Annotated in this window: 25 protein-coding genes; 12 read left to right on the forward strand and 13 right to left on the reverse strand. The window is 72.1% G+C overall.

Going from position 1 to position 24,824, the window contains the following annotated elements; all coding sequences use genetic code 11:
* Positions 1–304: 304 nt before the first annotated feature.
* Positions 305–1,714 (forward strand): DNA repair protein RadA, encoded by a 1,410-nt coding sequence (gene radA, locus ACFC1X_RS36030; protein ID WP_376362472.1) that lies wholly within the window; start codon positions 305–307, stop codon positions 1,712–1,714.
* Positions 1,715–1,795: 81 nt separating this feature from the next.
* Entirely contained in the window at positions 1,796–2,920 is a 1,125-nt protein-coding gene (gene disA / locus ACFC1X_RS36035) for a DNA integrity scanning diadenylate cyclase DisA (protein ID WP_073726741.1), read from the forward strand.
* Positions 2,921–2,969: 49 nt separating this feature from the next.
* On the opposite strand, the gene ACFC1X_RS36040 is transcribed toward disA, so the two are convergent.
* A complete protein-coding gene (locus ACFC1X_RS36040) occupies positions 2,970–3,809 on the reverse strand; it encodes a hypothetical protein (protein WP_376362476.1) in 840 nt (279 codons plus the stop codon).
* Positions 3,810–3,984: 175 nt separating this feature from the next.
* Between ACFC1X_RS36040 and ACFC1X_RS36045 the strand changes: the two genes are divergently transcribed.
* The gene (locus tag ACFC1X_RS36045; RefSeq protein ID WP_376362479.1) at positions 3,985–4,629 is read left to right on the forward strand and encodes a phosphatase PAP2 family protein; all 645 of its coding nucleotides are present in this window, start codon (positions 3,985–3,987) and stop codon (positions 4,627–4,629) included.
* A gap of 27 nt (positions 4,630–4,656) precedes the next feature.
* Here the strand turns inward: ACFC1X_RS36045 and ACFC1X_RS36050 are convergent, their stop codons facing one another.
* A complete protein-coding gene (locus ACFC1X_RS36050; RefSeq protein ID WP_376362481.1) occupies positions 4,657–5,328 on the reverse strand; it encodes a response regulator in 672 nt (223 codons plus the stop codon).
* Positions 5,325–7,019 carry a sensor histidine kinase gene (locus ACFC1X_RS36055; protein ID WP_376362484.1) on the reverse strand — a complete coding sequence of 565 codons (1,695 nt, stop codon included), beginning with the start codon at positions 7,017–7,019 and terminating at the stop codon, positions 5,325–5,327. The genes ACFC1X_RS36050 and ACFC1X_RS36055 overlap by 4 nt, the downstream gene beginning before the upstream one ends.
* 624 nt (positions 7,020–7,643) lie before the next feature.
* On the opposite strand from ACFC1X_RS36055, the gene ACFC1X_RS36060 reads away from it, so the two are divergent.
* From ACFC1X_RS36060 to cseC, 5 genes are all read left to right on the forward strand, one after another.
* Positions 7,644–8,576 (forward strand): A/G-specific adenine glycosylase, encoded by a 933-nt coding sequence (locus ACFC1X_RS36060; protein ID WP_307014179.1) that lies wholly within the window; start codon positions 7,644–7,646, stop codon positions 8,574–8,576.
* A gap of 309 nt (positions 8,577–8,885) precedes the next feature.
* Entirely contained in the window at positions 8,886–9,425 is a 540-nt protein-coding gene (locus ACFC1X_RS36065) for a SigE family RNA polymerase sigma factor (RefSeq protein WP_100048447.1), read from the forward strand.
* On the forward strand, positions 9,413–10,078 hold the full coding sequence (locus ACFC1X_RS36070; RefSeq protein WP_376362488.1) for a hypothetical protein: 666 nt from the start codon (positions 9,413–9,415) through the stop codon (positions 10,076–10,078). The genes ACFC1X_RS36065 and ACFC1X_RS36070 overlap by 13 nt, the downstream gene beginning before the upstream one ends.
* Before the next feature lie 152 nt (positions 10,079–10,230).
* On the forward strand, positions 10,231–10,935 hold the full coding sequence (gene cseB, locus ACFC1X_RS36075) for a two-component system response regulator CseB (RefSeq protein ID WP_376362491.1): 705 nt from the start codon (positions 10,231–10,233) through the stop codon (positions 10,933–10,935).
* Positions 10,936–10,951: 16 nt separating this feature from the next.
* On the forward strand, positions 10,952–12,490 hold the full coding sequence (gene cseC, locus ACFC1X_RS36080; RefSeq protein ID WP_376362494.1) for a two-component system sensor histidine kinase CseC: 1,539 nt from the start codon (positions 10,952–10,954) through the stop codon (positions 12,488–12,490).
* A 573-nt stretch (positions 12,491–13,063) separates the two neighbouring features.
* On the opposite strand, the gene ACFC1X_RS36085 is transcribed toward cseC, so the two are convergent.
* From ACFC1X_RS36085 to ACFC1X_RS36110, 6 genes are all read right to left on the reverse strand, one after another.
* A complete protein-coding gene (locus ACFC1X_RS36085) occupies positions 13,064–14,146 on the reverse strand; it encodes a tartrate dehydrogenase (RefSeq protein ID WP_376362497.1) in 1,083 nt (360 codons plus the stop codon).
* Between the two features lie 152 nt (positions 14,147–14,298).
* A complete protein-coding gene (locus ACFC1X_RS36090) occupies positions 14,299–15,201 on the reverse strand; it encodes a LysR family transcriptional regulator (RefSeq protein WP_376362500.1) in 903 nt (300 codons plus the stop codon).
* A gap of 41 nt (positions 15,202–15,242) precedes the next feature.
* Complete coding sequence (gene dctA, locus ACFC1X_RS36095; RefSeq protein ID WP_376362502.1) at positions 15,243–16,667, reverse strand: C4-dicarboxylate transporter DctA; 1,425 nt, start codon at positions 16,665–16,667, stop codon at positions 15,243–15,245.
* Between the two features lie 250 nt (positions 16,668–16,917).
* Complete coding sequence (locus ACFC1X_RS36100; protein WP_376362505.1) at positions 16,918–17,364, reverse strand: VOC family protein; 447 nt, start codon at positions 17,362–17,364, stop codon at positions 16,918–16,920.
* Between the two features lie 82 nt (positions 17,365–17,446).
* Positions 17,447–17,857 (reverse strand): helix-turn-helix transcriptional regulator, encoded by a 411-nt coding sequence (locus ACFC1X_RS36105; protein ID WP_376362507.1) that lies wholly within the window; start codon positions 17,855–17,857, stop codon positions 17,447–17,449.
* A gap of 46 nt (positions 17,858–17,903) precedes the next feature.
* Complete coding sequence (locus tag ACFC1X_RS36110) at positions 17,904–18,356, reverse strand: Lrp/AsnC family transcriptional regulator (protein ID WP_376362510.1); 453 nt, start codon at positions 18,354–18,356, stop codon at positions 17,904–17,906.
* A 135-nt stretch (positions 18,357–18,491) separates the two neighbouring features.
* Between ACFC1X_RS36110 and ACFC1X_RS36115 the strand changes: the two genes are divergently transcribed.
* Entirely contained in the window at positions 18,492–19,118 is a 627-nt protein-coding gene (locus ACFC1X_RS36115) for a LysE family translocator (protein WP_376362638.1), read from the forward strand.
* A gap of 13 nt (positions 19,119–19,131) precedes the next feature.
* Here ACFC1X_RS36115 and ACFC1X_RS36120 read toward each other — a convergent pair whose 3' ends face one another.
* Together ACFC1X_RS36120 and ACFC1X_RS36125 are read right to left on the reverse strand one after the other, a co-directional pair.
* On the reverse strand, positions 19,132–19,323 hold the full coding sequence (locus ACFC1X_RS36120) for a DUF397 domain-containing protein (protein WP_376362513.1): 192 nt from the start codon (positions 19,321–19,323) through the stop codon (positions 19,132–19,134).
* Positions 19,289–20,131, reverse strand: coding sequence for a helix-turn-helix domain-containing protein (locus tag ACFC1X_RS36125; RefSeq protein WP_376362516.1), 843 nt, complete (start codon positions 20,129–20,131; stop codon positions 19,289–19,291). Before ACFC1X_RS36125 ends, ACFC1X_RS36120 begins: the two co-directional genes overlap by 35 nt.
* Positions 20,132–20,226: 95 nt before the next feature.
* On the opposite strand from ACFC1X_RS36125, the gene ACFC1X_RS36130 reads away from it, so the two are divergent.
* Complete coding sequence (locus ACFC1X_RS36130; RefSeq protein WP_376362519.1) at positions 20,227–20,508, forward strand: hypothetical protein; 282 nt, start codon at positions 20,227–20,229, stop codon at positions 20,506–20,508.
* 85 nt (positions 20,509–20,593) lie between these two features.
* Entirely contained in the window at positions 20,594–21,337 is a 744-nt protein-coding gene (locus ACFC1X_RS36135) for an SAM-dependent methyltransferase (protein ID WP_376362522.1), read from the forward strand.
* Positions 21,338–21,424: 87 nt separating this feature from the next.
* Here ACFC1X_RS36135 and ACFC1X_RS36140 read toward each other — a convergent pair whose 3' ends face one another.
* The gene (locus ACFC1X_RS36140) at positions 21,425–23,023 is read right to left on the reverse strand and encodes an MDR family MFS transporter (RefSeq protein WP_376362525.1); all 1,599 of its coding nucleotides are present in this window, start codon (positions 23,021–23,023) and stop codon (positions 21,425–21,427) included.
* Between the two features lie 179 nt (positions 23,024–23,202).
* On the opposite strand from ACFC1X_RS36140, the gene ACFC1X_RS36145 reads away from it, so the two are divergent.
* Entirely contained in the window at positions 23,203–23,808 is a 606-nt protein-coding gene (locus tag ACFC1X_RS36145) for a TetR/AcrR family transcriptional regulator (protein ID WP_376362528.1), read from the forward strand.
* A 25-nt stretch (positions 23,809–23,833) separates the two neighbouring features.
* Here ACFC1X_RS36145 and ACFC1X_RS36150 read toward each other — a convergent pair whose 3' ends face one another.
* Positions 23,834–24,511, reverse strand: a complete 678-nt coding sequence (locus tag ACFC1X_RS36150; RefSeq protein ID WP_376362531.1) for a M23 family metallopeptidase — start codon at positions 24,509–24,511, stop codon at positions 23,834–23,836.
* Between the last annotated feature and the right edge of the window lie 313 nt (positions 24,512–24,824).

Below are 24,824 nucleotides of genomic sequence, written 5' to 3' on the forward strand. Positions count from 1 at the left end.
CCTCGGAACGGCGCGGAATCGGTCGGCCACAGAAGTGCCCTCCGTTGACGCGCCAACCGCTGCGGGCGGACACCCCCCGACACGACCCCTTCGCGCCGTACGCGGCTCTCCCTCCCTCCTAGCTGCGGGCAGTCGTGCCGCTGGGGCGGCACGGGTGGGCGCGGCGGCAACCGGCCAGCGCCGGGTCGCGTCACCCACCCGCGGGCCACATCCGCGCCGGGCAACACGTGAGCGCCGGGGCGCAGAACCCCGGCCCGGTCAGCGCCCGCGTCCCGGTGTCAGTGGGGGCCGTTACGGTTCGTGCATGGCTGCTCGTGCGAAGTCCACCAAGGAACGGCCGTCCTTCCGCTGCACCGAGTGCGGCTGGCAGACGGCCAAATGGCTCGGTCGCTGTCCCGAGTGCCAGGCGTGGGGGACCGTCGAGGAGTACGGCGCGCCCGCCGTGCGGACGACGTCGCCGGGGCGCGTGACCACCTCCGCCGTGCCGATCGGGCAGGTCGACGGGCGGCAGGCGACCGCGCGGTCGACCGGTGTGCCGGAGCTGGACCGGGTGCTGGGTGGCGGGCTGGTGCCCGGTGCCGTGGTGCTGGTCGCGGGTGAGCCCGGGGTCGGGAAGTCCACCCTGCTGCTGGACGTGGCGGCCAAGTCCGCGAGCGACGAGCACCGGACGCTGTACGTCACGGGTGAGGAGTCGGCGAGCCAGGTGCGGCTGCGGGCCGACCGGATCCGCGCGATCGACGATCATCTCTACCTCGCCGCCGAGACCGATCTCGCGGCGGTGCTCGGGCATCTCGACGCGGTCAAGCCGTCGCTGTTGATTCTGGACTCCGTGCAGACCGTCGCCTCTCCCGAGATCGACGGCGCTCCCGGCGGCATGGCACAGGTGCGGGAGGTGGCGGGGGCCTTGATCCGCGCCTCCAAGGAGCGCGGGATGTCCACCCTGCTCGTGGGGCATGTCACCAAGGACGGGGCCATCGCCGGGCCGCGGCTGCTGGAGCATCTGGTGGACGTTGTGCTTCATTTCGAAGGTGACCGGCATGCGCGGCTGCGGCTGGTACGGGGGGTCAAGAATCGGTACGGGACGACCGATGAGGTCGGCTGCTTCGAGCTGCATGACGAAGGGATCACCGGGCTGACCGACCCCAGCGGGCTGTTCCTCACCCGGCGTGCCGAACCCGTGCCCGGTACCTGTCTGACCGTCACCCTGGAAGGCCGCCGGCCGCTGGTGGCCGAGGTGCAGGCGCTGACCGTGGATTCCCAGATTCCGTCGCCCCGGCGTACGACCTCGGGGCTCGAGACGTCCCGGGTGTCCATGATGCTGGCGGTGCTGGAGCAGCGTGGTCGGATCAGTGCGCTGGGGAAGAGGGACATCTACAGTGCGACCGTGGGCGGGGTGAAGCTGTCCGAGCCGGCCGCCGACCTCGCCGTCGCGCTCGCGCTGGCCAGTGCGGCCAGCGACACTCCGTTGCCCAAGAACCTCGTCGCGATCGGTGAGGTCGGCCTCGCCGGGGAGGTGAGACGGGTCACTGGCGTACAGCGCCGGCTCTCCGAGGCGCACCGGCTGGGCTTCACGCACGCCCTGGTACCGAGCGACCCCGGCAGGGTTCCCGACGGCATGAAGGTCCTGGAGGTCGCGGACATAGGGGACGCCCTGCGGGTGCTTCCGCGCTCGCGTCGGCGAGACGCCCCACGGGAGGAGGAGGACCGCCGGTAGACTTTGCCCTGGTCTCGCCCGTCCGTACGACCGAGTGTGCGACACGGGCGCACCAGAAGAACCTGCGACCGGAGGAGTGCAGTGGCAGCCAACGACCGGGCAGCAGCTCCCGGAAAGTCCGGTGGGAGTGCCGGTGCCGATGGCCTGATGCGCGCCTCGCTGAGCGCCGTGGCGCCCGGCACGCTGCTGCGGGACGGCCTGGAACGGGTCCTTCGCGGCAATACCGGCGGTCTGATGGTGCTGGGGTCGGACAAGACCGTCGAGTCGATGTGTACGGGCGGCTTCGTGCTGGACGTCGAGTTCACGGCGACCCGGCTGCGCGAGCTGTGCAAGCTCGACGGCGGGATCGTGCTCTCCTCGGACCTGTCGAAGATCCTGCGGGCGGGCGTGCAGCTGCTGCCCGACCCGACCATTCCGACCGAGGAGACCGGCACCCGGCACCGTACGGCGGACCGGGTCAGCAAGCAGGTCGGCTTCCCCGTCGTGTCCGTTTCGCAGTCCATGCGGCTTATCGCCCTCTATGTCGACGGGCAGCGGCGCGTGCTGGAGGACTCCGCGGCGATCCTGTCCCGGGCCAACCAGGCGCTCGCCACCCTGGAGCGCTACAAGCTCCGGCTCGACGAGGTCGCCGGCACGCTCTCCGCGCTGGAGATCGAGGACCTGGTGACCGTCCGGGACGTGTCGGCGGTCGCCCAGCGGCTGGAGATGGTGCGCCGGATCGCCACCGAGATCGCCGAGTACGTGGTCGAGCTGGGGACGGACGGGCGGCTGCTGGCGCTTCAGCTGGACGAGTTGATCGCCGGCGTGGAGCCGGAGCGCGAGCTGGTCGTGCGGGACTACGTGCCCGAGCCGACCGCCAAGCGGTCCCGTACGGTCGACGAGGCGCTCGCCGAGCTGGACAAGCTCAGCCATGCCGAGCTGCTCGAACTGTCCACGGTGGCCCGGGCGCTGGGATACACCGGGTCTCCCGAGACGCTGGACTCGGCGGTGTCGCCGCGCGGGTTCCGGCTGCTGGCGAAGGTGCCGCGGCTGCCGGGCGCGATCATCGACCGGCTGGTGGAGCACTTCGGCGGCCTGCAGAAGCTGCTCGCCGCCAGCGTGGACGACCTCCAGACGGTGGACGGCGTCGGCGAGGCGCGGGCGCGCAGCGTGCGTGAGGGGCTGTCGCGGCTCGCTGAGTCGTCGATCCTCGAGCGGTACGTCTGAGGGCGGTACGCATGAGAGCGGTACGTCTTGCCGGTCCTGCTCTCTCGCGTCAGTCGTTCTTCAGCACGAAGGACGTCCGGACCTTCTCGAAACCGGGCGCCTTCGCCTCCACCAGGTACGTCCCCGCCTTGGCCGAGCCCGCCGGGGGCGTACCGCACTCGGGGGCGCTCGGCTTGCGGTCCCACTTCACGGTGTAGGTGATGCCGCTGTTCGCGGCCACCCGGTACTGGAGGCTGGCCTTGCTCTTGTCCTCGACGCAGTCGTCCGAGGCCCAGTAGGCGTCGTCGCCGCTGGCCGGGGTGATGGTGAACACCGCGTGTTCGGGGCCCAGATCGACCTTGCAGTCGCCGCCGGAGGTGTTCCGCGCGGTCAGTTCGAAGGCGGGGGTCTGTCCGGGCGTGTAGCTGTTGCGGACGCTGCGCAGGCTGAACTTCACCGCGCTCGGGGTGCAGTTGGGCAGGGCCGAACCGCCCGGCAGCGCGTCTCCTGCGCCGACGCCCGTCGCCGCGCCGCCCCCGGAGCCCCCGCCGCCCGCGCTGCCCGGATTGTCGGCGTCCTCGCCGGAACCGGCGCCCCCGCCCGAGCCGTCCTCGCCGCCGGAACCCGAACCCGACCCCGTACCACCGGAGTCCGCGCTTCCCGACTCGTCGCGGCCGCCCGGGGCCTCACTGATCGCGGGCCCGGATCCCGAGGGTCCCGGAGTGATCGACGGGGCCGGGTTCTTGCCGTCCGCTCCGTCGTCGCGTCCCTTGCCGCCGCCCCCGCCGCCGGAGACCACGATCCACGTGATCAGCAGCGCCAACAGGGCGAACAGGGACAGCAGTACGGCCCTCCGTCGCCAGTAGATGGAGGAGGGAAGCGGCCCGACCGGATTGCGCAGAGATCCCACGGCGCAAACTGTACGAGAGATCCGCGCGTTCCCTTGTCCCACCCGCCGTTCAGGCCCGCAACTTTTACGGATCATCATCCCGGAGACCGACCCCGACCCCCTGCCGATCGTCAGGTGTCGGACGTGTCGATCGCAGGGTGTGACCGTTTCGGGCAGCCGCCTACCGTCCGTGAGCATGACCTTCGAGGATGACGATCTCTATCGCGACATCACCGGCTTCGCCCAGGACACCCCGACATGGGTCCAGCACACGGCGGAGGTGGGGACGGAGGCGGGAATCCTGGTGTTCGGCGCGCTGTTCGTCCTCGCCTGGTGGCGGTCGCGGCGCGGCGACCCACGGGCGTTCGCGATCGCGGTCCTTGCACCTGTGGCCACGGCTGTCGCGTATGTGTGCAGTGAACTGCTCAAGTCCGTTGTGGAGGAGGAGCGTCCGTGCCGGGCGGTCGCCGGGGCGGGGCCCTCGCTGGCGGAGTGCCCGCCGACCGGTGACTGGTCCTTCCCGAGCAACCACGCGACGATCGCGGGCGGTGCGGCCGTCGCCCTGGCCCTGGTCCGGTGGACCGCGGTCCGGGTGACGGCGCCGCTCGCCCTGCTGATGGCCTTCTCCCGGGTCTTCGTCGGCGTCCACTACCCGCACGACGTCGTCGCCGGGCTGCTGCTCGGCGCGGTCGTCGCCGCCGTGGCCGTACGGCTCGGCATACGTCCGGCGACGCGGCTGGCCGAGGCGATGCGGGGCTCGTCGGCGCCGGTGGTGCGGTGGCTGACCGGGCCGGGGGCCGTGCCGCCGGGCGCGTACGTCGGCTCGCACCGGCGCCGTTGACGGGCGGCGGGCGCCGGGCGAGGGGGCCTATGCGTCCGCCTCGACCAGGCCCGCTTCGTAGGCCACGATCGCGGCCCGGACCCGGTTGCGTACCTCCAGCCGGTCCAGGACCGTGCTCACGTACGCCTTCACCGTGCCCTCGACCAGATGCAGCCGGGCGGCGATCTCCGGGTTGGACAGGCCGGCGCCGACGAGGCCGAGGACCTCGCGTTCCCGGGGGCTGAGCCGGGCCACGCGGGCGCGGGCGTGCTCCTCGCGGGCGAGCCGGCCGCTGCCACCGCCCCGGCCGAGGTCCTCGATGACGTACCGGGCGACCTTCGGGGAGAGGAAGGCGGCGCCCTCCGCCACGGCCCGTACGCCGGCCATCAGTTCGTACGGGTCGCCGGACTTGAGCAGGAAGCCGGTGGCACCGGCGGCCAGGGCGCGGGCCACGTAGGTCTGTTCGGAGAACGTGGTCAGCATGGCGACGGCGGTGCCGGGGACGGTGCGTACGATCTCCTCGGCCGCCGTGAGGCCGTCCAGGCGGGGCATGCGGATGTCCAGCAGGGCCACGTCGGGGCGGTGCGCGCGGGTCAGTTCGACCGCCTCACGGCCGTCGCCCGCCTCCGCGACGACCTCGCTCTCGCCGCCGCTCGCCAGGATGGCGCTCACCCCCGCGCGGACCATCGCCTCGTCGTCGGCCAGCAGGACCCGGATCACCGTACGGACTCCTCTTGTTGGTGCGTGTCGGCGCGTTCGCCGTCGACTCCGGGGACGACGTCCTTCGTGAGGAGTCGCCGCCGGTCGTCGAAGCAGAGCCGGAAGTGGTCGATGGAGACGAGGAGTTCGCCGCTGGCCCGGTAGTAGCGGCAGTCGGCGGCGTCCGGCGGCGGCGCGGGGGCGCGGTCGGTGGGCGGGTCGTGTGCCTCGCGGTCCGGCAGTACGGGCGCGATCTCGTCGTAGGCGGTCCCCGGGCGCAACTGCGCGTAGGCGCTCGGGGTGAGGACCGAGCGGGTCTCGGTGTAGGCGTACCAGGCGAAGGCCGCGCCGACCAGGACCAGTCCGGCACCGGCGGCGGCGCCCAGGCCCAGGGCGACGCGGCGGCGGGCGCGGGCGAAGGGGGCCGTGGGTGAGGGGGCGGGGGTGGGGGCGAGGGTCCGCCCGGCGGGGACGTGGGCCCGGACGCGGAAGCCGTCGCCGTGCGGGGCCGCCGTGAAGTCGCCGCCGACCGAGGTGACGGCGGCGCGCAGCCCCAGCAGGCCCGAGCCGCCCGCCGAGGGGGAACCGGGGCCGGTGGCGGCGGCGTTGGTGACGGTCACCGTCGTTCCGGAGGGCTGGTCGGTGACCGCTACGACGACGGGGGCGCCGGGTGCGTGCCGGGCCGCGTTGGTCAGGGCCTCGCGCACGATCCGGTAGAGCAGCCGGTCGGCGAGGCCGCCCGGTTCGGCGGCCGGGACGGGAGTGTGCCGTGGGTCCCAGCGGACGGGGAGTCCCGACTCGGCGGCGCGGGCGACGAGTTCCTCGACGGTCTCTCCGGACGGGGTGAGCGGGAGGGGCTCGTCGTCCTCGCGCAGGACGCCGATGATGCGGTGCAGGTGGTCGGTGGCGTCGGCGGCGGCGACCCGCAGTTCGGCCGCGGCGGTGCGGTGGCCGGTGCCGAGGCCGGGGGCGACCTGGAGGGCGGCGGCGCGCAGGGCCAGCAGGCTCAGCTCGTGGCCGAGGGAGTCGTGCATGTCCTGGGCGATCCGGGCCCGTTCGCGCAGTCTGGCCCGTTCCTCCGCGTGCCGTTGCTCGTCCTCCAGGCGGGCCGCCCGGAGCCAGCCGGCCTCGGCGAGCGCGCGGCTCTGCCTCCAGTAGCGGCCGCCCAGCCAGGGGAGGACGCAGCCGAAGAGCAGGGTGCCGGTCAGGACCAGCGCCTCGGGCGCCGGGTCCACTCCGACCAGCGCGATCCGCGCCGCGCCGACGACGCCGGTGCCGGCGAGGACGGCCACCGCCGGGTGAGCCCGCGGGGCTCGCAGGCCGAGCAGGAGGGCGAGGGTCGCGAGGGCGGGGCCGTAGGAGACGCTGAACAGCGCCGGGGTGTCGGCGATGCCCAGGGCCGCCGTCAGCGCGAACGCGGCGAGCGGCCGGCGCCGGGCGAGCGCGGCGGCCACCGCGAGCACGCCAAGACCGGCCAGCTGCTGCCAGAGGGGACGCGGCTCGTTCAGGCCGATCCGGTCGGCGGTGACCGCGGGGAGGGCGAGGACGCACCAGAACAGCGCGCCGCGACCGACGGGGGCGAGCCGGGCGGAGCGCGAGCTGGGGGCGTGCGAGCCGGGCGTGAGGGGCGCGCGCGGGTGCGCGTCCGCCGGGGTGCCGGCGACTCCGGCGGCGGATATCCCGGCGTCGGCGGCCGGGCGCGTACCTTCCATGGGCCGACGCTACAAGCGGCGGACAGGGCGGCGCCCCTGCCGATCGTCAGGTGTCGTGGACGCCACCGGGTGACTGTCCGCCCGTGCTCCGGGGACTCCCACGCCCCTCCCCGCCCCGTCGGCCGGACCGAAATCCTTCCCGCCCCCGCCACCGGGCGGAGACCCTCCACCAAGCCGACACCACAAGCGGCGAACCCGGCGGCGCCCGCCGATCGTCAGGTGTCGTGGACGCGACCGGGTGACTGTCCGCCCGGGCTCCAGGGACTCCCACGCCCCTCCCCGCCCCGTCGGCCGGACCGAAATCCTTCCCGCCCTCACCGCCGGGCGGAGACCCTCCACCAAGCCGACACCACAAGCGGCAAACGCGGCGGCGCCCACCGATCGTCAGGTGTCGTGGGCGCCACCGGGTGACTGTCCGCCCGGGCTCCAGGGACTCCCACGCCCCTCCCCGCCCCGTCGGCCGGACCGAAATCCTTCCCGCCCCGCCACCGGGCGGAGACCCTCCATCAAGCCGACGCCACAAGCGGCGAACCCGGCGGCGCCCGCCGATCGTCAGGTGTCGTGGACGCGACCGGGTGGCGGTGCACCCGGTGGGTGGTCTCGTCGTGGCAGGATCGGAGGGTCATGACTGCGCCCACGAAGTCCTCGCACAGCGGCCCCTCCGACCCCGCCGCCGCCTCGTCCGGCGTGCCGTTGCACGCCCCCGTCATCGACTGGTTCGCCGAGCACGCGCGCGACCTGCCGTGGCGGCGCCCGGAGGCCGGCGCGTGGGGCGTGATGGTCAGTGAGTTCATGCTCCAGCAGACGCCGGTGAGCCGCGTCCAGCCCGTCTACGAGCAGTGGCTGGCGCGCTGGCCGCGCCCCGCCGACCTCGCCGCCGAGGCGCCCGGCGAGGCGGTCCGCGCCTGGGGGCGGCTCGGCTATCCGCGCCGCGCCCTGCGGCTGCACGGTGCCGCCGCGGCCATAACGGAACGGCACGGCGGCGACGTACCGGCGGACCACGCCCAGTTGCTGGCGCTGCCCGGCATCGGCGAGTACACGGCCGCCGCGGTCGCCTCCTTCGCCTACGGCCAGCGCCACCCCGTGCTGGACACCAACGTGCGCCGGGTGTTCGCCCGCGCGGTCACCGGCGTGCAGTACCCGCCGAACGCCACCACCGCCGCCGAGCGGAAGCTGGCGCGTGCGCTGCTGCCGGAGCAGGAGACGCGGGCCGCCCGGTGGGCCGCCGCCTCCATGGAGCTGGGCGCGCTGGTCTGCACGGCGAAGAACGAGTCGTGCCAGCGCTGCCCGATCGCCGCGCAGTGCGCCTGGCGGCTGGCCGGCAAGCCCGCGCACGACGGACCGCCGCGCCGCGGCCAGACGTACGCCGGCACCGACCGGCAGGTGCGCGGCCGGCTGCTCGCGGTGCTGCGGGAGGCGTCCGGGCCGGTGCCGCAGTCGGCCCTCGACCAGGTGTGGCACGAGCCGGTCCAGCGGGCCCGCGCCCTGGACGGCCTGGTGTCCGACGGTCTGGTGGAGCCGCTGGCGGACGGGCTGTACCGGCTGCCGCTGAGCTGACGGACAGCGGGGTCACAGGGGCGGCGGTGCCGGTGTCACAGAAACACCGGTCCCGTCGGCCTCGGTTACAGCCCTGGTAACGGGCAAATCGCCACTTACTGTCATCAAGTGGCCCGCTGATTTACCCGGTTCCTCCTTCCGTTACACAACCGACGGACAGCCGAGTGTTCGTCGCAGGCTGCTCCGCACAGCGCCGTGACAACGCTTCCCTACCTTCATTTCTGTGCCCGGCGGGCACGGCAGGACCAGGGACCACAGGCAGTGGGCCGGCGGTGACCACACCGGCGGAGTACGGGGATCGGAAGGCGGTTGACCATGGGCGAGGTGCTCGAGTTCGAGGAGTACGTCCGGACGCGGCAGGACGCGCTGCTGCGCAGTGCCCGGCGTCTGGTCCCGGATCCGGTCGACGCCCAGGACCTGCTGCAGACCGCGCTGGCGCGGACGTACCGCCGCTGGTCGACAATCGAGGACAAGCGGCTGGCCGACGCCTACCTGCGCCGGGTCATGATCAACACGCGGACCGAGTGGTGGCGGGCGCGGAAGCTGGAAGAGGTGCCCACCGAGCAGCTCCCCGAGTCCTGCGTGGACGACTCCACCGAGCAGCACGCGGACCGCGCCCTGCTGATGGACGTCATGAAGGTGCTCGCCCCGAAGCAGCGCAGCGTCGTCGTGCTGCGACACTGGGAGCAGATGTCCACGGAGGAGACCGCCGCCGCCCTCGGCATGTCGGCCGGCACGGTCAAGAGCACGCTGCACCGGGCGCTCGCCCGGCTCCGTGAGGAGCTGGTCGCCCGCGATCTGGACGCACGGGCGCTGGAGCGTGAGGAGCGGGAGCGTTGCGCGGCCTGACCGTCGGTCGATCACCCGGGGAGACCCGGAGGGGCACGCAGGCGACGAGTGCGGCGGTGGCCGTGTTCGTCGCCCTCGGCGTGTGCCTGTCCGGCTGCGCGGCCGGCGGCACCGGCACCCGTGACGAGGGCGCGGCCCACGCGGACGCGGTGGGCGGCGCCGCCGCCTCCTCGCCGGCCGCCTCCCCCTCGAAGGTCCCCGACCGGGTGGACGCGGTGCGGCTGGTCAAGTCGGACCCCAAGGTCTCCGAAGAGGTCAAGCACGAGCTGAAGCCGTGCGTCGCCGACGAGTACCCCGTCGACGTGTCCTACGGGGAGCTGACCGGCGGCACGGCGGAGGACGTCGTCGTCAACGTCCTGACGTGCGGTGACGCGGTGGGTGTGGGCAGTTACGTGTACCGCGAGGAGGACGGCGCGTACCAGAATGTGTTCCGGACCGAGGAGCCTCCGGTCTACGCGGAGATCGACCGGGGCGATCTGGTGGTGACCAAGCAGGTGTACGAGCGGGGCGACCCGGTGTCCAGTCCGTCCGGCGAGAACGTCATCACGTACCGCTGGGCGTCGGGCCGGTTCTCCGAGCAGTACCGCACCCACAACGACTACAGCAACGCCGCGGGCAACGCGCCGACTCCGGTCCCGGACGCGGACGGCTGAGGCGGGCGGGCGTGAACCGATCGGGCCGCTCGCTCCGATGACCGGGTGAACGCGGTGCGCGGCCCGGGCGTCCGTCCCAGTGGGCCTCCGTGACCGCCCCCGCGTCCGGCGACCGCACCCGACCCATCACAACGAGGACTGAGAGCACCGGGATGGCAGACCAGACCCACGTCCTGTTCGTCGAGGACGACGACGTCATCCGCGAGGCCACCCAGCTCGCCCTGGAGCGGGACGGCTTCGCGGTCACCGCGAAGCCCGACGGGCTGTCCGGCCTGGAGTCCTTCCGGACCGACCGGCCCGACATCGCGCTGCTCGACGTCATGGTCCCGGGGCTCGACGGGGTGAGCCTGTGCCGCCGGATCCGGGACGAGTCCACGGTGCCGGTGATCATGCTGTCGGCGCGGGCGGACTCCATCGACGTCGTCCTGGGTCTGGAGGCCGGTGCCGACGACTACGTCACCAAGCCGTTCGACGGGGCCGTGCTGGTCGCCCGGATCCGGGCGGTGCTGCGGCGCTTCGGCCACGCCGGCGGCGGGGACCGGGGGGACGCGGCGGACCACGCGGACACCGGGGGCGTGCTCACCTTCGGCGAGCTGGAGGTGGACACCGACGGCATGGAGGTGCGCCGGGCCGGGCGGCCGGTGGCGCTCACCCCGACGGAGATGCGGCTGCTGCTGGAGTTCTCCTCGGCGCCGGGGACGGTGCTCTCGCGCGACAAGCTGCTGGAACGGGTCTGGGACTACGGCTGGGGCGGGGACACCCGCGTCGTCGACGTGCACGTGCAGCGACTGCGCACCAAGATCGGCCAGGACCGGATCGAGACGGTCCGCGGCTTCGGCTACAAGTTGAAGGCCTGAGGCGGGATACAGGGATATGCGGGGGTTCTTCCGACGCCGGACCGCCTCGCCTCCGGGACGCCCGGACGGCCGCACGGGGCCGGACAGCGGTACGCGCGGACCGGGTCCGCATGGGCCGGGTTCGCATGGGCCGGGACCGCATGCGCCGGGTCCGCATGGGCGGGGTTCGCATGGGCGGGGCCCGAACGGTCCGCGTCCGGACGGCACGCGTCCGCGCGGCCTGCGCGCGCGTGGCATCCGCACCGGGCTGCGCTGGAAGCTCAGCGCGGCGATCGCGCTGGTCGGCGCGCTGGTGGCAGTCGTCCTGAGCCTGGTCGTGCACAACGCGGCCCGGGTGTCGATGCTGGACAACGCCCGTGACCTCGCGGACGACCGGATCCTGATCGCCCAGCGCAACTACGAGCTGTCGGGGCGGCAGAACTTCCCCAACGCCAAGATCGACGATCCCGAGCTGCCGGTGGAGCTGCGCCGCAGGGTGGAGGCCGGGCAGCGGGCGACGTACGTCTCCGAACGGGACGACGGGGTGACGGACATCTGGGCGGCGGTGCCGCTCAAGGACGGGCACGTGATGTCCCTGCACTCCGGTTTCACCGACCGCAGCGCGGACATCCTCACCGATCTCGACCAGGCCCTCGTCATCGGCTCCATCGCGGTGGTCCTCGGCGGCAGCGCGCTCGGCGTGCTCATCGGGCGCCAGCTGTCGCGGCGGCTGCGGGACGCGGCGGCGGCCGCGAACCAGGTCGCCAACGGGGAGCCGGACGTGCGCGTCCGGGACGCCATCGGCGGGGTCGTCCGGGACGAGACCGACGACCTCGCGAGCGCGGTGGACGCGATGGCGGACGCGCTGCAGAAGCGGCTGGAGGCCGAGCGACGGGTCACCGCGGACATCGCGCACGAGCTGCGGACGCCGGTGACCGGGCTGCTCACCGCCGCCGAGCTGCTGCCGCCGGGCCGGCCGACCGAGCTGGTCCTGGACCGGGCGAAGGCGATGCGCACGCTCGTCGAGGACGTCCTGGAGGTGGCCCGGCTCGACGGGGCCTCGGAGCGGGCCGAACTCCAGGACCTGATGCTGGGCGACTTCGTGACCCGGCGGGTGGCTGCGAAGGACCCGGCCGTGGAGGTGCGGGTGATCCACGAGTCGGCGGTCACGACCGACCCGCGCCGCCTGGAGCGGGTGCTGTTCAACCTGCTCGCCAACGCCGCCCGGCACGGCCGCTCGCCGGTCGAGGTCAGCGTCGAGGGCCGGGTGATCCGGGTCCGCGACCACGGGCCGGGCTTCCCCGAGGACCTGCTCGCCGAGGGCCCGAGCCGCTTCCGCACCGGCAGCACGGACCGGGCCGGGCGCGGACACGGGCTCGGACTGACCATCGCGGCCGGCCAGGCCCGGGTCCTGGGCGCCCGCCTCACCTTCCGCAACGTCCGCCCCGCCGGCGCACCCGACCACGTCCCGGCCGAGGGCGCGGTCGCGGTCCTGTGGCTGCCGGAACACGCGCCGACGAACACGGGGAGCTATCCGATGCTGCCGGACCGGGTGTCCGGCGGGGGTGGGGCGTAGGGGTTGTGCCCGCCGGGGCGGCGTCCGGGCGAGGGCGGGGCGTAGGGGCTGTGCCCCGGCGGGAGCGTCCGGGCAGGGGCGGGGCGTAGGGGCTGCGCCCCGCCGGGGGCGCCTGGGCGGAGGCGAGGCGTAGGGGCTGTGCCCGCCGGGGGCGTCCGGGCGGAGGCGAGGCGTGAGGGCTGCGCCCGCCGGGAGCGCCCGGGCGAGGGCCAGGCATAAGGACTGTGCCCCCGCCGGGGCGGCCAGGCGGAGGCGAGGCATAGGGACTGCGCCCGCCGGGCGGGGGACGTCCGGGTGGGCCCCAGGCGTGTGCACCGCCCGCAGGTGTGGCCGCTGCGGCGCCCACGTACCGGGAACCACGACGCCGACGCCACCGGGCACCCGATCGCGGTGCCACGCACCCAGCCGGAATCATGACGCCGCCAGACGCACGGCCGCGGTACACGCACGTGCCGGGACCGGAGCGGTGGTGGCCGTTCGCGGGCCCGGCAGGGGAGGGTGGCCCTTCCGTGCCGGGCCCGGTCCCGGTCCCCCGGCGCGACGTGAGGGTGCGGACCGGGACGTCTCGGTGTGTCAGGCGCCGAGGGCGTCGATGAGGGCCTTGGTGACGTCCTCGGTGGTGGCCGTGCCGCCGACGTCACGCGTGAGGACGCCGGCCGCCGTGGTGGCCCGGATCGCCCGGTGCAGCCGGGCCGCCTCGTCGGGGAGCCCGAAGTGCTCCAGCATCAGGGCGGCGCTGCCCACCGCGCCGATCGGGTTGGCGAGCCCCTGGCCCGCGATGTCCGGGGCCGATCCGTGGACCGGCTCGAACATGCTGGGGAAGCGGCGCTCGGGGTTGAGGTTGGCGCTCGCGGCCAGGCCGAGGCTCCCGGCCAGGGCGCTGCCGAGGTCGGACAGGATGTCGGCGTTGAGGTTGGAGGCGACGACGACCGACAGGTCCTCCGGGTGCAGGACGAACTTGGCGGACATCGCGTCGACCAGGACGCTCTCGGTCTCCACGTCCGGGTAGTCCGCGGCGACACGCTTGAAGACGTCGTCCCACAGCGTCATGCCGTACTGCTGGGCGTTGCTCTTGGTGACGGAGGAGACCTTGCGGCGGGTCCGGGTACGGGCCAGGTCGAAGGCGAAGCGCATGATCCGCTCGCAGCCCACCTCCGTGAACAGTGCCGACTGGACGGCGACTTCGCCGCCCTGCCCGCGCCCGGAGAGGTTGCGCCCGCCCAGGCCCGCGTACTCGCCCTCGCTGTTCTCCCGGACGACGACCCAGTCCAGTTCGGTGTGGTCCGCCTTGCGCAGGGGGCTCTGGACGCCGGGCAGGAAGTGCACCGGGCGGACGTTGGCCCACTGGTCGAAGTTCTGGCAGATCTTCAGCCTGAGGCCCCACAGGCTGACGTGGTCGGGGACGGTCGGCCAGCCCACCGCGCCGAAGTAGAGGGCGTCGAAGTCCTTGAGCTGCTCCAGCCCGTCGTCGTCCATCATCGTCCCGGTCCGCTCGTAGAACGCGCAGCCCCAGGGGAACTCCCGCCAGTCGAAGGCGAACGCCCCGCCCGAGTCGGCGGCGAGGGCGTCCAGTACGGCGCGGCCCACGGCGACGACCTCGGCGCCGACACCGTCGGCGGGAATGGCGGCGATGCGGAAGGTGCGGGGTGCGGTCATGAGGAGCCTCCGGTGGGCCGGGGTCGCACGGCTCGGACAGGGCCGCGAGCCGGGGGAGTTGACGTTTTCTTCGACGGCTCGAGTCAAACCGGCGGACGCCGTCCCCGTCCAAGACCTGCTTCCGATACGACCCATAGGCGCGGCCGATGGGTTCAGCCGCTGTGCGCGCCCCGCTGTCCGGCGTACGAACGCGTCAGCTCCAGGAAGGCGCGGGCGCCGGGGGTGAGGTGCGCGGGCAGGCTGATCATGGCGACGTGGAGGTGTGCGGTGGGCTCGATGCGCGCCACGGCGGCGCCGCAGCGGCGGGCCAGCCGGGTCCAGGAGGCGGGGAGCACCGCCATGCCGACGCCGGTCAGTACGAGGGGCAGGACGGACGTGCGGTGGTCGACGACGGCGACGATGTCCGTGCCCTCGGTGTGCGCCATGACGTCGTCCACGATCGTGCGCATCAGGCTCCCGCCCCGGGAGGCGATCAGCTTGCGCCCGCCGAGGTCTTCCGGCCGCAGCGTCGCACCGTCCTCCAGTCCCGCTCCCGGCGCCGCGACCACGACGAACGGCTGCTCCTCCACGGGCAGGACGTCGACCCCGGACACGGTCACCGGCCGCTCCGCGCCGAGGAGCCCCAGCTCGCAGGCGCCGCTGCGGACGAGGTCCACGACGCCCTCGGGGGTGAACGCGGCCCGGCTGCTGACGGTGACGGACGGGTGCAGCTCGGTGAAACGGTGGATCAGGCTGGTCAGCGGCTCGATGCCGGGCGAGGGCATGGCCGCCACCTCGACCGTGCCCCCGTGCAGGCCGGACAGCGTCGCCGCCTTGTCCCGTACCGCCACCAGGTCGCGCAGTACGCGCCGGCTCGGTTCGAGGAGTTCCTGCCCGGCCTCGCTGAGCACCACGCCGCGGCCCATCCGGTGGAACAGCGACACGCCCAGGTCGGCTTCCAGGTTGGCCATCGCCTGCGACAGCGACGGCTGCGCGACGTGGAGGACGGCAGCCGCCTTGCTGAAACCACCGTGCTCCACGATGGCGAGGAAGTACTCCAGCTGCCGGGCGTCCACCGTGCCTCCCAGTGCCCCGTGGATCGGGCGACAGGTGGACCCTATCGGTTGACCGGCACCGCCCCGTCGCCCTCGGCCGGCCGCGTGGCGGGCACGTCGGCCCCGGTGACGGCCGCCTTCCCCGTCCCCTGCGCGACGGGGGCGTCCTCCCGCAGGCCGCCGGAGAGCACTTGGCGGGCGCGGGCCAGATCGAGGCCGTTCTCCCAGCGGGCGACGAACAGGGTGGCGACCGCGTTGCCGCAGAAGTTGACCAGGGCCCGGCACTCCGACATGAACTTGTCGATGCCGAAGACCAGCATGATCCCGGCGGCCGGCACATGGCCGACGGTCGAGAGTGTCGCGGTCAGGGCGATGAAGCCGCCGCCCGCGACCCCGGCCGCGCCCTTCGACGTCAGCAGCATCACCGCGAGCAGGCCGAGTTGCTGGCCGAAGGAGAGCGCGGTGTCGGTGGCCTGGGCGATGTAGAGGGTGGCGAGGGAGAGGTAGATCGCCGCGCCGTCGAGGTTGAAGCTGTAGCCGGTCGGGACCACCAGTCGGACGGTGGACTTCTCGGCGCCCATGAACTCCAGTTTGCGCATCAGTCCCGGCAGGGCGGGCTCGGCGGTGGACGTGCCGAGGACCAGGAGGAGTTCCTCCTTGAAGTAGCGCAGGAGCTGGAAGATGTTCAGCCGCACGTAGGCCGCCAGCACCGCGCCGAGCACGACCACGACGAAAAGGAAGGAGGTGACGTAGAAGAGCAGGATCAGCGAGCCCAGGCTGGTCAGCGTCGACAGGCCGAACTTCCCGATGGCGTACGCCATCGCGCCGAAGGCGCCCAGCGGGGCGACCTTCATCACGAACGACAGGACCTTGAAGACCACCTCGGTGAGGCGGTTGACCCCGGCGATGATCGGCTCGCCCACCGTGCCGACGGCCCGGAGGGCCACCCCGAAGAGCACCGCCAGGAAGATCACCTGGAGGATGTCGCCCTCGACGAACGCCCCGAAGACACTGTCCGGCACGATGTGGGTCAGGAACTCCCACCAGTGCTGGTGCTCCCCCGTCTCGACGTAGGAGCCGGCCTCGCCGGAGACCTCGATCCGCGAGGGGTCGGCGTGCACTCCGTCGCCGAGCCGGAACAGGTTGATCGCGACGAGCCCCGCGGCCATGGCCACGATGGTGCCCACCTGGAAGTAGGTCAGCGCCTTCACCCCGGTCCGGCCCACCTGTTTGAGGTCCGCGACTCCGGTGACGCCGCCGATGATGGTCAGGAACACGATCGGGCCGATGAGCATCTTCATCGCGGTGATGAAGGTGGTGCCGATGGGCTCCATCGAGGTGGCCAGGTCCGGCCACCGCCACCCGAGCACGATCCCGATCAGGATCGCGACCAGAACCTGCACGTAGAGCTGCCGGTACCAGGGCCTCTTCCGCACCACGGCCTCGCCTGCGGCTTCCTTCGGGGCATGCGTCACTGCAACCTCCATCCAGGCACGGACAAGGCCCGTCGGCGCACGCGGCGAAACGCGTCCGTGAGAGAGCGGAGCGCCGTCCGTCCGGTGCCGGCTTCGCGGGCCCGGGTACGAGACCGGGTCCCGACCGGCCGTCGCACCATCGACGTGGTCAGTGAAGCGGGTCACAGGCGAGGAGGTCCACGACCAAAAATCGATGCCCCGTATAGGCAGTACCTATACGGGGCGCCGCAGCGGGAGGGGACGGTCGACGCCCCCTAGGTCCCTAGCAGGCGAAGTCCTGGTCCAGGTCGAGGCCGCCCTCGCGGGGCTGGGTGAAGGAGAACCAGTTGCCGGAGTCGTCGCGGAAGAGGGCCTCGGTGCCGTAGGGGCGCTCCTGGGGCTCCTGGAGGAACTCGACGCCGCGGTCCTTGAGCTTCTTGTAGTCGCCGTGGATGTCGTCGGTGGTCAGCACGCCGGCGCCGAGCGCGCCCTTGGCCACCAGCTTCCGGATCATGTCGGCGGACTCGGGGTCCATCGCCGGGCCGCTCGGGAGCATCAGCGTCAGCTCGACGTCGGGCTGGTTCGGCGAGCCGACGGTGAGCCAGCGCATGCCGCCCTCGCCCATGGTCATGTCGGTGCGGACCTCCAGGCCCAGCTTCTCGGTGTAGAACTTCTTGGCCCGCTCCTGGTCGAGGACCCAGACGGTCGAGATGGCGAGACCTTTGATCATGGCGTGCTCCCGTGTTGTCGCGCTCGTTCCGCGGCCCTTGTGGCCTGCCCGGCCTGCTCTGCCACCGTAGGCAGGGCGGCCGTCAGTCCGCTTCTCCGGAATTGCGCCGCACCCCGCCCGCCCAGTGCATGACGTAGCAGCCCGGTATCAGGGCGGTCCCGCGGCCCACGTGCTTGGTCCGGTACTCGCTCGGGGTCAGGCCGGTCCACGCCTTGAACCGGGTGGAGAAGGTGCCCAGGCTGCTGAAGCCGACCAGGTGGCAGATCTCGGTCACGGACAGGTTGGCGGTGCGCAGCATGTCCTCGGCTCGCTCGATACGGCGGCGGGTGAGGTACTGGCCGGGCGTCTCGCCGTACGCCTCCTTGAAGGCGCGCAGGAAGTGATACCGCGAGTACCCGGCGTGCGCGGCCACCGCGTCGAGGTCGAGGTCCGGGTCGGCCCAGTCACGGTCCATGGCGTCCTTCGCCAGCCGCAGCTGCCGCAACTTGTCCATGGGCCGATGGTGACACGGGGTACCGACATCGGCCGGGTACCGGATGTCACAGGGGCAGGGGGCGGGTGTCGACGAGGTTCGCCATGACGAGGGTGGAGCTGAGGCGCTGGACGCCGGGGAGGGAGGCGAGGCGTTCGTCGTAGAGGCGCCGGTACGCCTCCAGGTCGCGGGTCACGACGCGCAGAAGGTAGTCGGGGTCGCCGAACAGCCGCTGGGCCTGCACGACATGGGGGACTTCGGCGACGGCCTGTTCGAAGGCGGCGACGGTCGGGCGGTCCTCGTAGCGCATGGTGACGAAGACCAGCGCCTCGAAGCCCAGGCCGAGCGCGGGCGCGTTCAGTGCCGCGTGGTAGCCGGTGATCGCCCCGGAGCGTTCCAGGGCGCGCAGGCGCCGGTGGCAGGGAGAGACGCTGAGGCGGACCCGCTCGGCGAGTTCGGTCAGGGTCAGCCGACCGTCCTTCTGCAGCTCCGCAAGAATCTGCCGGTCTACGTCGTCCATGGAGCAGATTCTTCCACGAGTACGACCGGGCGAGGGAAGAGTTGGAAGCACCTTTCGCGCAATCTTTCCTAATCTGCCCTGGAGGCCTTGGAGGACCTGGAGGCCCTGGCAAGTGTGAGGTGTGTAGACGTGGAGATGGCCGGCATCGCGGCGTTCTGGACGGTGTCCTTCCTGCTGGTACTCGTCCCGGGGGCGGACTGGGCCTACGCGATCACGGCGGGGCTGCGCCACCGGTCGGTCCTCCCCGCGGTCGGCGGGCTGCTGAGCGGATACGTTCTGCTGACCGCCGTCGTCGCCGCGGGCCTGGCCACCGCGGTCGCCGGTTCACCGACGGTACTGACCGCGCTGACGGCCGCCGGGGCGGCGTACCTGATCTGGCTCGGCGCCACGACCCTGGCCCGCCCGGCGGCGCCCCGGGACGAGCGCGGCGACGAGGGCGCCGACGCCGGCTCGTGGGTGGGCCGTGCGGCCAGAGGGGCGGGCATCAGCGGCCTCAATCCCAAGGCGCTGCTGCTGTTCCTCGCCCTCCTGCCGCAGTTCACCGCCCGGGACGCCGACTGGCCCTTCGCCGTTCAGATCGTCGCGCTGGGCCTGGTGCACACGGCCAACTGCGCCGTGGTCTACACGGGGGTCGGCACCACCGCGCGCCGGATCCTGGGCGCCCGCCCGGCCGTCGCCACAGCGGTGACCCGCTTCTCGGGCGCGGCGATGATCCTGGTCGGCGCCCTGCTGCTGGTGGAGCGGCTGCTCGCCCAGGGCTGAGCACAGCAGTTGGCTACCGCATGCCCTTGATGAAGGACTGCCAGGCGTGGGCACCGACGGTCACGACCGGACCGGCCGGGTTCTTGCTGTCCCGGACAGGGACGGAGCCGACGGGGCAGTTGTCGGCGACCTCGACGCAGTCGCCCCCGTTGGGGCCGCTGTAGCTGGACTTACGCCACTGGGGCTCGCTCGGTCCGGTGTTCATAGCGTTCCTCCATTACGCGGGCGATCAGCGCCGCCGAGTCCTTCACGGAGAGGGCGGCCGCTTGCAAGTGAGCGTAATTGAGGCTGGCCTCTTTGATGGTCTCCGGGTTGGCCGTCATATGGCCGGACATCATGTCCTCCGTGTAGAAGACGTCCGGATGGTCATCGAAGCGCAGGATATTGAACGCCCCCTCAAGGCCGGGGTGTTCGCCGCTGGACAGCGGTAGCACCTGGATGCGCATCCAGCGGTGGCTGGTGAACTTCAACAGGTGGCCCAGTTGGCGCCTCATCACGTCCTCGCCACCGACTGGTCGGTGCAGTACGGCCTCGTCCAGGATCACCAAGGCGAGAGGCGGCTTCTCCCAGTCCAGGATGCGCTGGCGTTCCAACCGAGCAGCCAGCAAACGGTCGAGTTGCCCCGGCCTGCCTGTAGCCAACACCGCCCGCGCGTACTCCTCCGTCTGCAGCAGGCCGTAGACCAACTGCGCCTGATACGTCGAGATGTACGCCGCCTTCGCCTCCATCTCCGCGTACGGCTGGAACCACGTCGGGAGTTGGCTGCGCAGCACCAGACCGATCAGCCGCGAGAACAACCCGTCCGTGCCCAGCGCGGCGTCCACCCGCTCGCTGAAGTCCCGCGTCGGGACCTTCTTCGTCGTCTCGATCTGGCCGACCAGTGAGCCGGTGCAGAAGATGATGTCGCCGAGCTGGCCCTGTTTGAGGCCGTGGGCCTCGCGCTGGCGGCGCAGTTCCCAGCCGTAGTAGTCGAGGGGGGACGCGGTCGGGTCGAGGGACTGGACGTTGGCCACTGCGGCACCTCACTCCGGGACTGCGGACGGCAACACCTCGCGGTGTTCGTTCCTGTGCGTAGTCGAGCGTACGCAGCCCGTCGCAGCCTTGTGGCGTGAACCACGTAACCGGTCCGCAGGCGGCGGACGTTGAGAGCCAGTACCACGCCGAGTTCGCCATGGGTGCGCACTCGGCCCGGCACCTGCGCCGTGTCCTGCGGCTCTACCTCGTCCGCTCGGGTCTGTCCGACGTGACCGACGCCGCCGAGCCGGCCCTCACGGAGCTGGTCGCCGACGGCTGCCCGGAGTTGCCGGTTCCGGCGACGGTCGACACGCTGAGCGACGGCGGGCAGGGCAAGACGGTGTGGTTCGAGTGCGTCGGCCGCGCGGATCCGTAGGCACCGCGCACACTCGGCGAAACCCGGTTGTGCCCGGGTCGGTGATCCGCTTGGGTCCGTGGTCGTGACTTCCTTGAGTGATCTCGTGCGTCCCGACCGTTATCCGCGCTCCTCCCGTTACGACCCCGCGTGGCTGCTCGGCCTCGACATGGGCCCGAATCCGCTGTGGCTGCTGGAGGACCTCGCCGGGAGCCTCGATCTGCGGCCGGGGATGCGGATTCTCGACCTCGGCTCCGGCAAGGGCGCCACGTCGGTGTTCCTGGCCCGCGAGTACGGCGCCGAGGTCGTCGCCGCCGATTTGTGGATCGCGCCCGAGGAGGCCGCGGCCGTGTTCGCCGAAGCGGGGGTCGGGGACCGGGTGCGGGCGGTGCGGGCGGAGGCGCACGCCCTGCCGTTCGACGAGGAGAGCTTCGACGCCGTCGTGAGCGTCGACGCGTTCGAGTACTTCGGCACGGCGGACGGGTATCTGCCGTATCTGGCGCGGTTCCTGCGGCCCGGCGGACAGCTGGGGATGGCGACGCCCGCACTGACGCGGGAGGTCCGTGAGCTGGGGGCGATCCCGCCGCACATCAAGGACGTGGTCGGCTGGGAGGCGATCGCCTGGCACACCGCCGAGTGGTGGCGCTTCCAGTGGGCGATCACCGAGCTGGTGGAGGTCACGTCGGCCCGGCTGCAGCCGGACGCGTGGCGGGACTGGCTGCTGTGGACCCGCGCGGGCGCGGCGCACCGGGCCGACGACAGCGGCTCCGAGCAGCGCGTCATCGACATGCTCACCGCGGACGGCGGCGAGTACCTCTCCCTCGCACTGGTCACCGCGCGCAAGGGGTGAGCACACCGCCGGGTACGGCGAAGACCTCCGGGGGCTGGGCCACCCGGAGGTCTTGGCGGAAGGTGGCGGACACGGGCCGCCGTGCGGTCAGACCGTCTCGGTCACCTGCGCCTTCGCCGTCTTCCCGTCGTCGTCGCCGTCGGCCGGGGCGTCGGCCGGCTGCGGGCCCGCGCCCTTCAGCGGGACCTCCTTCACGAAGACCGCCGCGACCAGGGCGACGACCGCCACCGCCGCGCCGAGCAGGAACGCGCCGTGGGTGCCGGAGGACACCGCGTGCTGGTAGGCGTCGCTGACCGCCTCCGGCAGCGCGGCCAGCGCGTCCGCGGTCAGCGTCGCCGACTCCTCCGTCGCCTTGGCTCCCGCCGGGGCCTGCTCCGCCATCACGTCCTGGACCCGGTTGTTGAACAGGGCGCCCATGATCGCGACGCCGAAGGAGGAGCCGAGGGTGCGGAAGAGGGTGGTGGACGAGGACGCGACGCCCATGTCCTTCATCTCCACGCTGTTCTGCGCCACCAGCATCGTGATCTGCATCAGGCAGCCCATGCCGAGACCGACGACGGCCATGTACAGGCCGGAGGTGAAGCGGGTGGTGTCGGTGTCCATGGTCGACAGCAGGAACAGGCCCACCGTCATCAGCGCGCCGCCCGCCACCGGGAAGATCTTGTAGCGGCCGGTGTTCGTGGTGACCCGCCCCGCCACCATCGACGTGACGAGCATCGCGCCCAGCATCGGCAGGAGCAGCAGCCCGGAGTTGGTCGCGGACGCGCCCTGCACCGACTGCTGGTACAGCGGCAGGAAGAGGGTGGCGCCGAACATCACGAAGCCGACGATGAAGCCGATCAGGGACATCAGCGTGAAGTTGCGGCTGCGGAAGATGTGCAGCGGCACGATCGGCTCGGCCGCCCTGGTCTGCCAGAACACGAACCCGACCAGCGCGGCGACGCCGATGCCGATCAGCTCCATGATCCGCGCGGAGGTCCAGGCGTACTCGGTGCCGCCCCAGGTGGTGACGAGCACGATGGCCGTGATGCCGATGGTCAGCAGCGCGGCGCCCAGATAGTCGATCCGCGCCTGGCTGCGCTTCTTCGGCAGGTGCAGGACGGCACTGACGGCGACCAGCGCGACCGCGCCGAGCGGCAGGTTGATGTAGAAGGACCAGCGCCAGCCCCAGTGGTCGGTGATGGTGCCGCCGACCAGCGGTCCGCCGATCATCGCCAGCGCCATGACGCCGGCCATCATGCCCTGGTACTTGCCGCGCTCCCGCGGCGGTATGAGGTCGCCGATGATGGCCATGACGCCGACCATCAGACCGCCGGCGCCCAGACCCTGGACGGCGCGGAAGCCGATGAGCTGGCCCATGTCCTGGGCCATGCCGCTGAGCGCGGAGCCGACCAGGAAGATCACGATCGAGGTCATGAACGAGCCCTTGCGCCCGTACATGTCGCCGAGCTTGCCCCACAGCGGGGTCGAGGCCGCGGTCGCGAGGGTGTAGGCGGTGACCACCCAGGAAAGGTGCTCCAGACCGCCCAGCTCGCCCACGATCGTCGGCATCGCGGTGCCGATGATCATGTTGTCGAGCATCGCGAGCATCATCGCGATCATGAGAGCGAGCAGGACCACCCGCACGCTCCTCGGCTGCTTGCCGGTACCGGCTTCGCCGGTCCCCGCCTCCGGTGTCTTGGCCATCGCTCCCACTTCCCCCAGCTACCGCTGTCTTCCGATCCCACTTACTTGCCGACCGGCAAGTTGACTACGATCGGGAAGGTAGTCGCGTAACTAGCCGGGCGTCAAGTAAGTTTTTGGGAAAGGGCGCGGAGCGGGCAGAGTGCGCTGAGCAGGAGGTGCGTAGGAGGATGGGCGGCACGATGAACGGCACCAGGCAGCAGCGACGCCGCGGGGACACCCGCCAGCGCATCCAGGACGTGGCACTCGGGCTCTTCGCCGAGCAGGGGTACGAGAAGACCTCGCTGCGCGAGATCGCCGAGACCCTGGACGTGACCAAGGCCGCGCTGTACTACCACTTCAAGACCAAGGAAGAGATCCTCGTCAGCATCTTCGAGGATCTCTCGCGGCCGCTGGAGGACCTGATCGCCTGGGGGCGGGAGCAGCCGCACACCCTGGAGACGAAGCAGGAGCTCATCCGCCGCTACAGCGAGGCGCTGTCGGGTGCGGCACCGCTGTTCCGCTTCATGCAGGAGAACCAGGCGACGGTGCGGGACCTGCGCATCGGCGAGCTGTTCAAGACCCGCATGTTCGGCCTGCGCGACATCCTCATCGACCCGGAAGCGGACCTGGTCGACCAGGTCCGCTGTGTGAGTGCGCTGTTCACGCTGCACGCCGGGATGTTCGTACTGCGGGACCTCGAAGGCGACCCCGAGGAACAGCGCGCTGCCGTTCTCGAGGTCGCCACCGATCTGGTCACCCAGGCACACCGGGGAGCCGGGGGCTCCGGATCCGGGCCCGGGTCCTAGCCGGTCACCGTCGGACGGGTCACCGTCAGACGGTCACGCCCTTGTCCCGCAGGAACGAGACCGGGTCGACGGCCGAACCGTAGTTGGCGGTCGTACGGATCTCGAAGTGCAGGTGCGGGCCGCTGGAGTTACCCGTGTTGCCGGACTTCGCGATGGACTGGCCGGTCTTCACGACCTGGCCGGGCTTCACGTTCACCTTGGACAGGTGGGCGTACTGGGAGTACGTGCCGTTGCCGTGCTTGATGACGATCGCGTTGCCGTAGGCGGGGCCGTCACCGGCGCCGTTGCCGCCGGCCTTGACCACGGTGCCGCCGTGCGTGGCGACGACGTTGGTGCCGATCGGCACGGCGAAGTCCTGGCCGCTGTGCTTGCTCGCCCACATGCCGCCGTTCTGGGCGAAGCTGGCGCTGAGCTTGTACTTCTTCACCGGGTCCACCCAGGAGGCGGCCTTCTTCTTGGTGGCCGTCTTCTTGGCGGTGGCCTTCTTGGCGCTCGCCTGCTCGGCCTTCGCCGCCTTGGCCTGCGCCGCGGCCTGGGCCTCGACGGCGCTCGCCGTGGTGGAGGAGGTGGAGGCCGCCGTGGTGCCGGTGGCGGCCGCGACCCCGGCTCCCAGTGCGACCGAGGCTCCGAGGCCGGCGGCCATCACCGCGGCGCGGGTGCGAAGGGTCGTACGGGAAGAACGGGACGTGACACGCGGAAACATTCGAACCTCATGGGGACGGGTACAGAGGAAAGCCCCTCCGAGCGAGACGCACAGGGCGCTCGTCGGGCGGGCTCAACCTTGGTAACCCGGCGGGCCCGAACCGCACAAAGGTGTGATCTACGACCCTATTTAGTACTTGAGCGCGATACTTCACGACTCTTGACAGAGCAGCCATTCCGGACAAAACCAGCTCAGGCGCCCGGCGGCCGCCAACCGGCGTGCACCGTTATGTCCGATTTCGCAGTTCTCGCGGCTTCCACTATTCCCCGTAGTAAGGGACCAATGGCCTGTGCGCCATGTCACCGGTGACCGT

Source organism: Streptomyces sp. NPDC056128 (assembly GCF_042263835.1).
GTDB lineage: Bacteria > Actinomycetota > Actinomycetes > Streptomycetales > Streptomycetaceae > Streptomyces.

Excerpts from the sequence above, each read along its gene's own strand:
- radA (WP_376362472.1), top strand. The coding sequence starts at position 305 with ATGGCTGCTCGTGCGAAGTCCACCAAGGAACGGCCGTCCTTCCGCTGC.
- ACFC1X_RS36045 (WP_376362479.1), top strand. The coding sequence starts at position 3,985 with ATGACCTTCGAGGATGACGATCTCTATCGCGACATCACCGGCTTCGCC.
- ACFC1X_RS36055 (WP_376362484.1), bottom strand. The coding sequence starts at position 7,019 with ATGGAAGGTACGCGCCCGGCCGCCGACGCCGGGATATCCGCCGCCGGA.
- ACFC1X_RS36060 (WP_307014179.1), top strand. The coding sequence starts at position 7,644 with ATGACTGCGCCCACGAAGTCCTCGCACAGCGGCCCCTCCGACCCCGCC.
- cseB (WP_376362491.1), top strand. The coding sequence starts at position 10,231 with ATGGCAGACCAGACCCACGTCCTGTTCGTCGAGGACGACGACGTCATC.
- cseC (WP_376362494.1), top strand. The coding sequence starts at position 10,952 with ATGCGGGGGTTCTTCCGACGCCGGACCGCCTCGCCTCCGGGACGCCCG.
- ACFC1X_RS36085 (WP_376362497.1), bottom strand. The coding sequence starts at position 14,146 with ATGACCGCACCCCGCACCTTCCGCATCGCCGCCATTCCCGCCGACGGT.
- dctA (WP_376362502.1), bottom strand. The coding sequence starts at position 16,667 with ATGGAGGTTGCAGTGACGCATGCCCCGAAGGAAGCCGCAGGCGAGGCC.
- ACFC1X_RS36100 (WP_376362505.1), bottom strand. The coding sequence starts at position 17,364 with ATGATCAAAGGTCTCGCCATCTCGACCGTCTGGGTCCTCGACCAGGAG.
- ACFC1X_RS36105 (WP_376362507.1), bottom strand. The coding sequence starts at position 17,857 with ATGGACAAGTTGCGGCAGCTGCGGCTGGCGAAGGACGCCATGGACCGT.
- ACFC1X_RS36110 (WP_376362510.1), bottom strand. The coding sequence starts at position 18,356 with ATGGACGACGTAGACCGGCAGATTCTTGCGGAGCTGCAGAAGGACGGT.
- ACFC1X_RS36115 (WP_376362638.1), top strand. The coding sequence starts at position 18,492 with ATGGCCGGCATCGCGGCGTTCTGGACGGTGTCCTTCCTGCTGGTACTC.
- ACFC1X_RS36120 (WP_376362513.1), bottom strand. The coding sequence starts at position 19,323 with ATGAACACCGGACCGAGCGAGCCCCAGTGGCGTAAGTCCAGCTACAGC.
- ACFC1X_RS36140 (WP_376362525.1), bottom strand. The coding sequence starts at position 23,023 with ATGGCCAAGACACCGGAGGCGGGGACCGGCGAAGCCGGTACCGGCAAG.
- ACFC1X_RS36145 (WP_376362528.1), top strand. The coding sequence starts at position 23,203 with ATGAACGGCACCAGGCAGCAGCGACGCCGCGGGGACACCCGCCAGCGC.
- ACFC1X_RS36150 (WP_376362531.1), bottom strand. The coding sequence starts at position 24,511 with ATGTTTCCGCGTGTCACGTCCCGTTCTTCCCGTACGACCCTTCGCACC.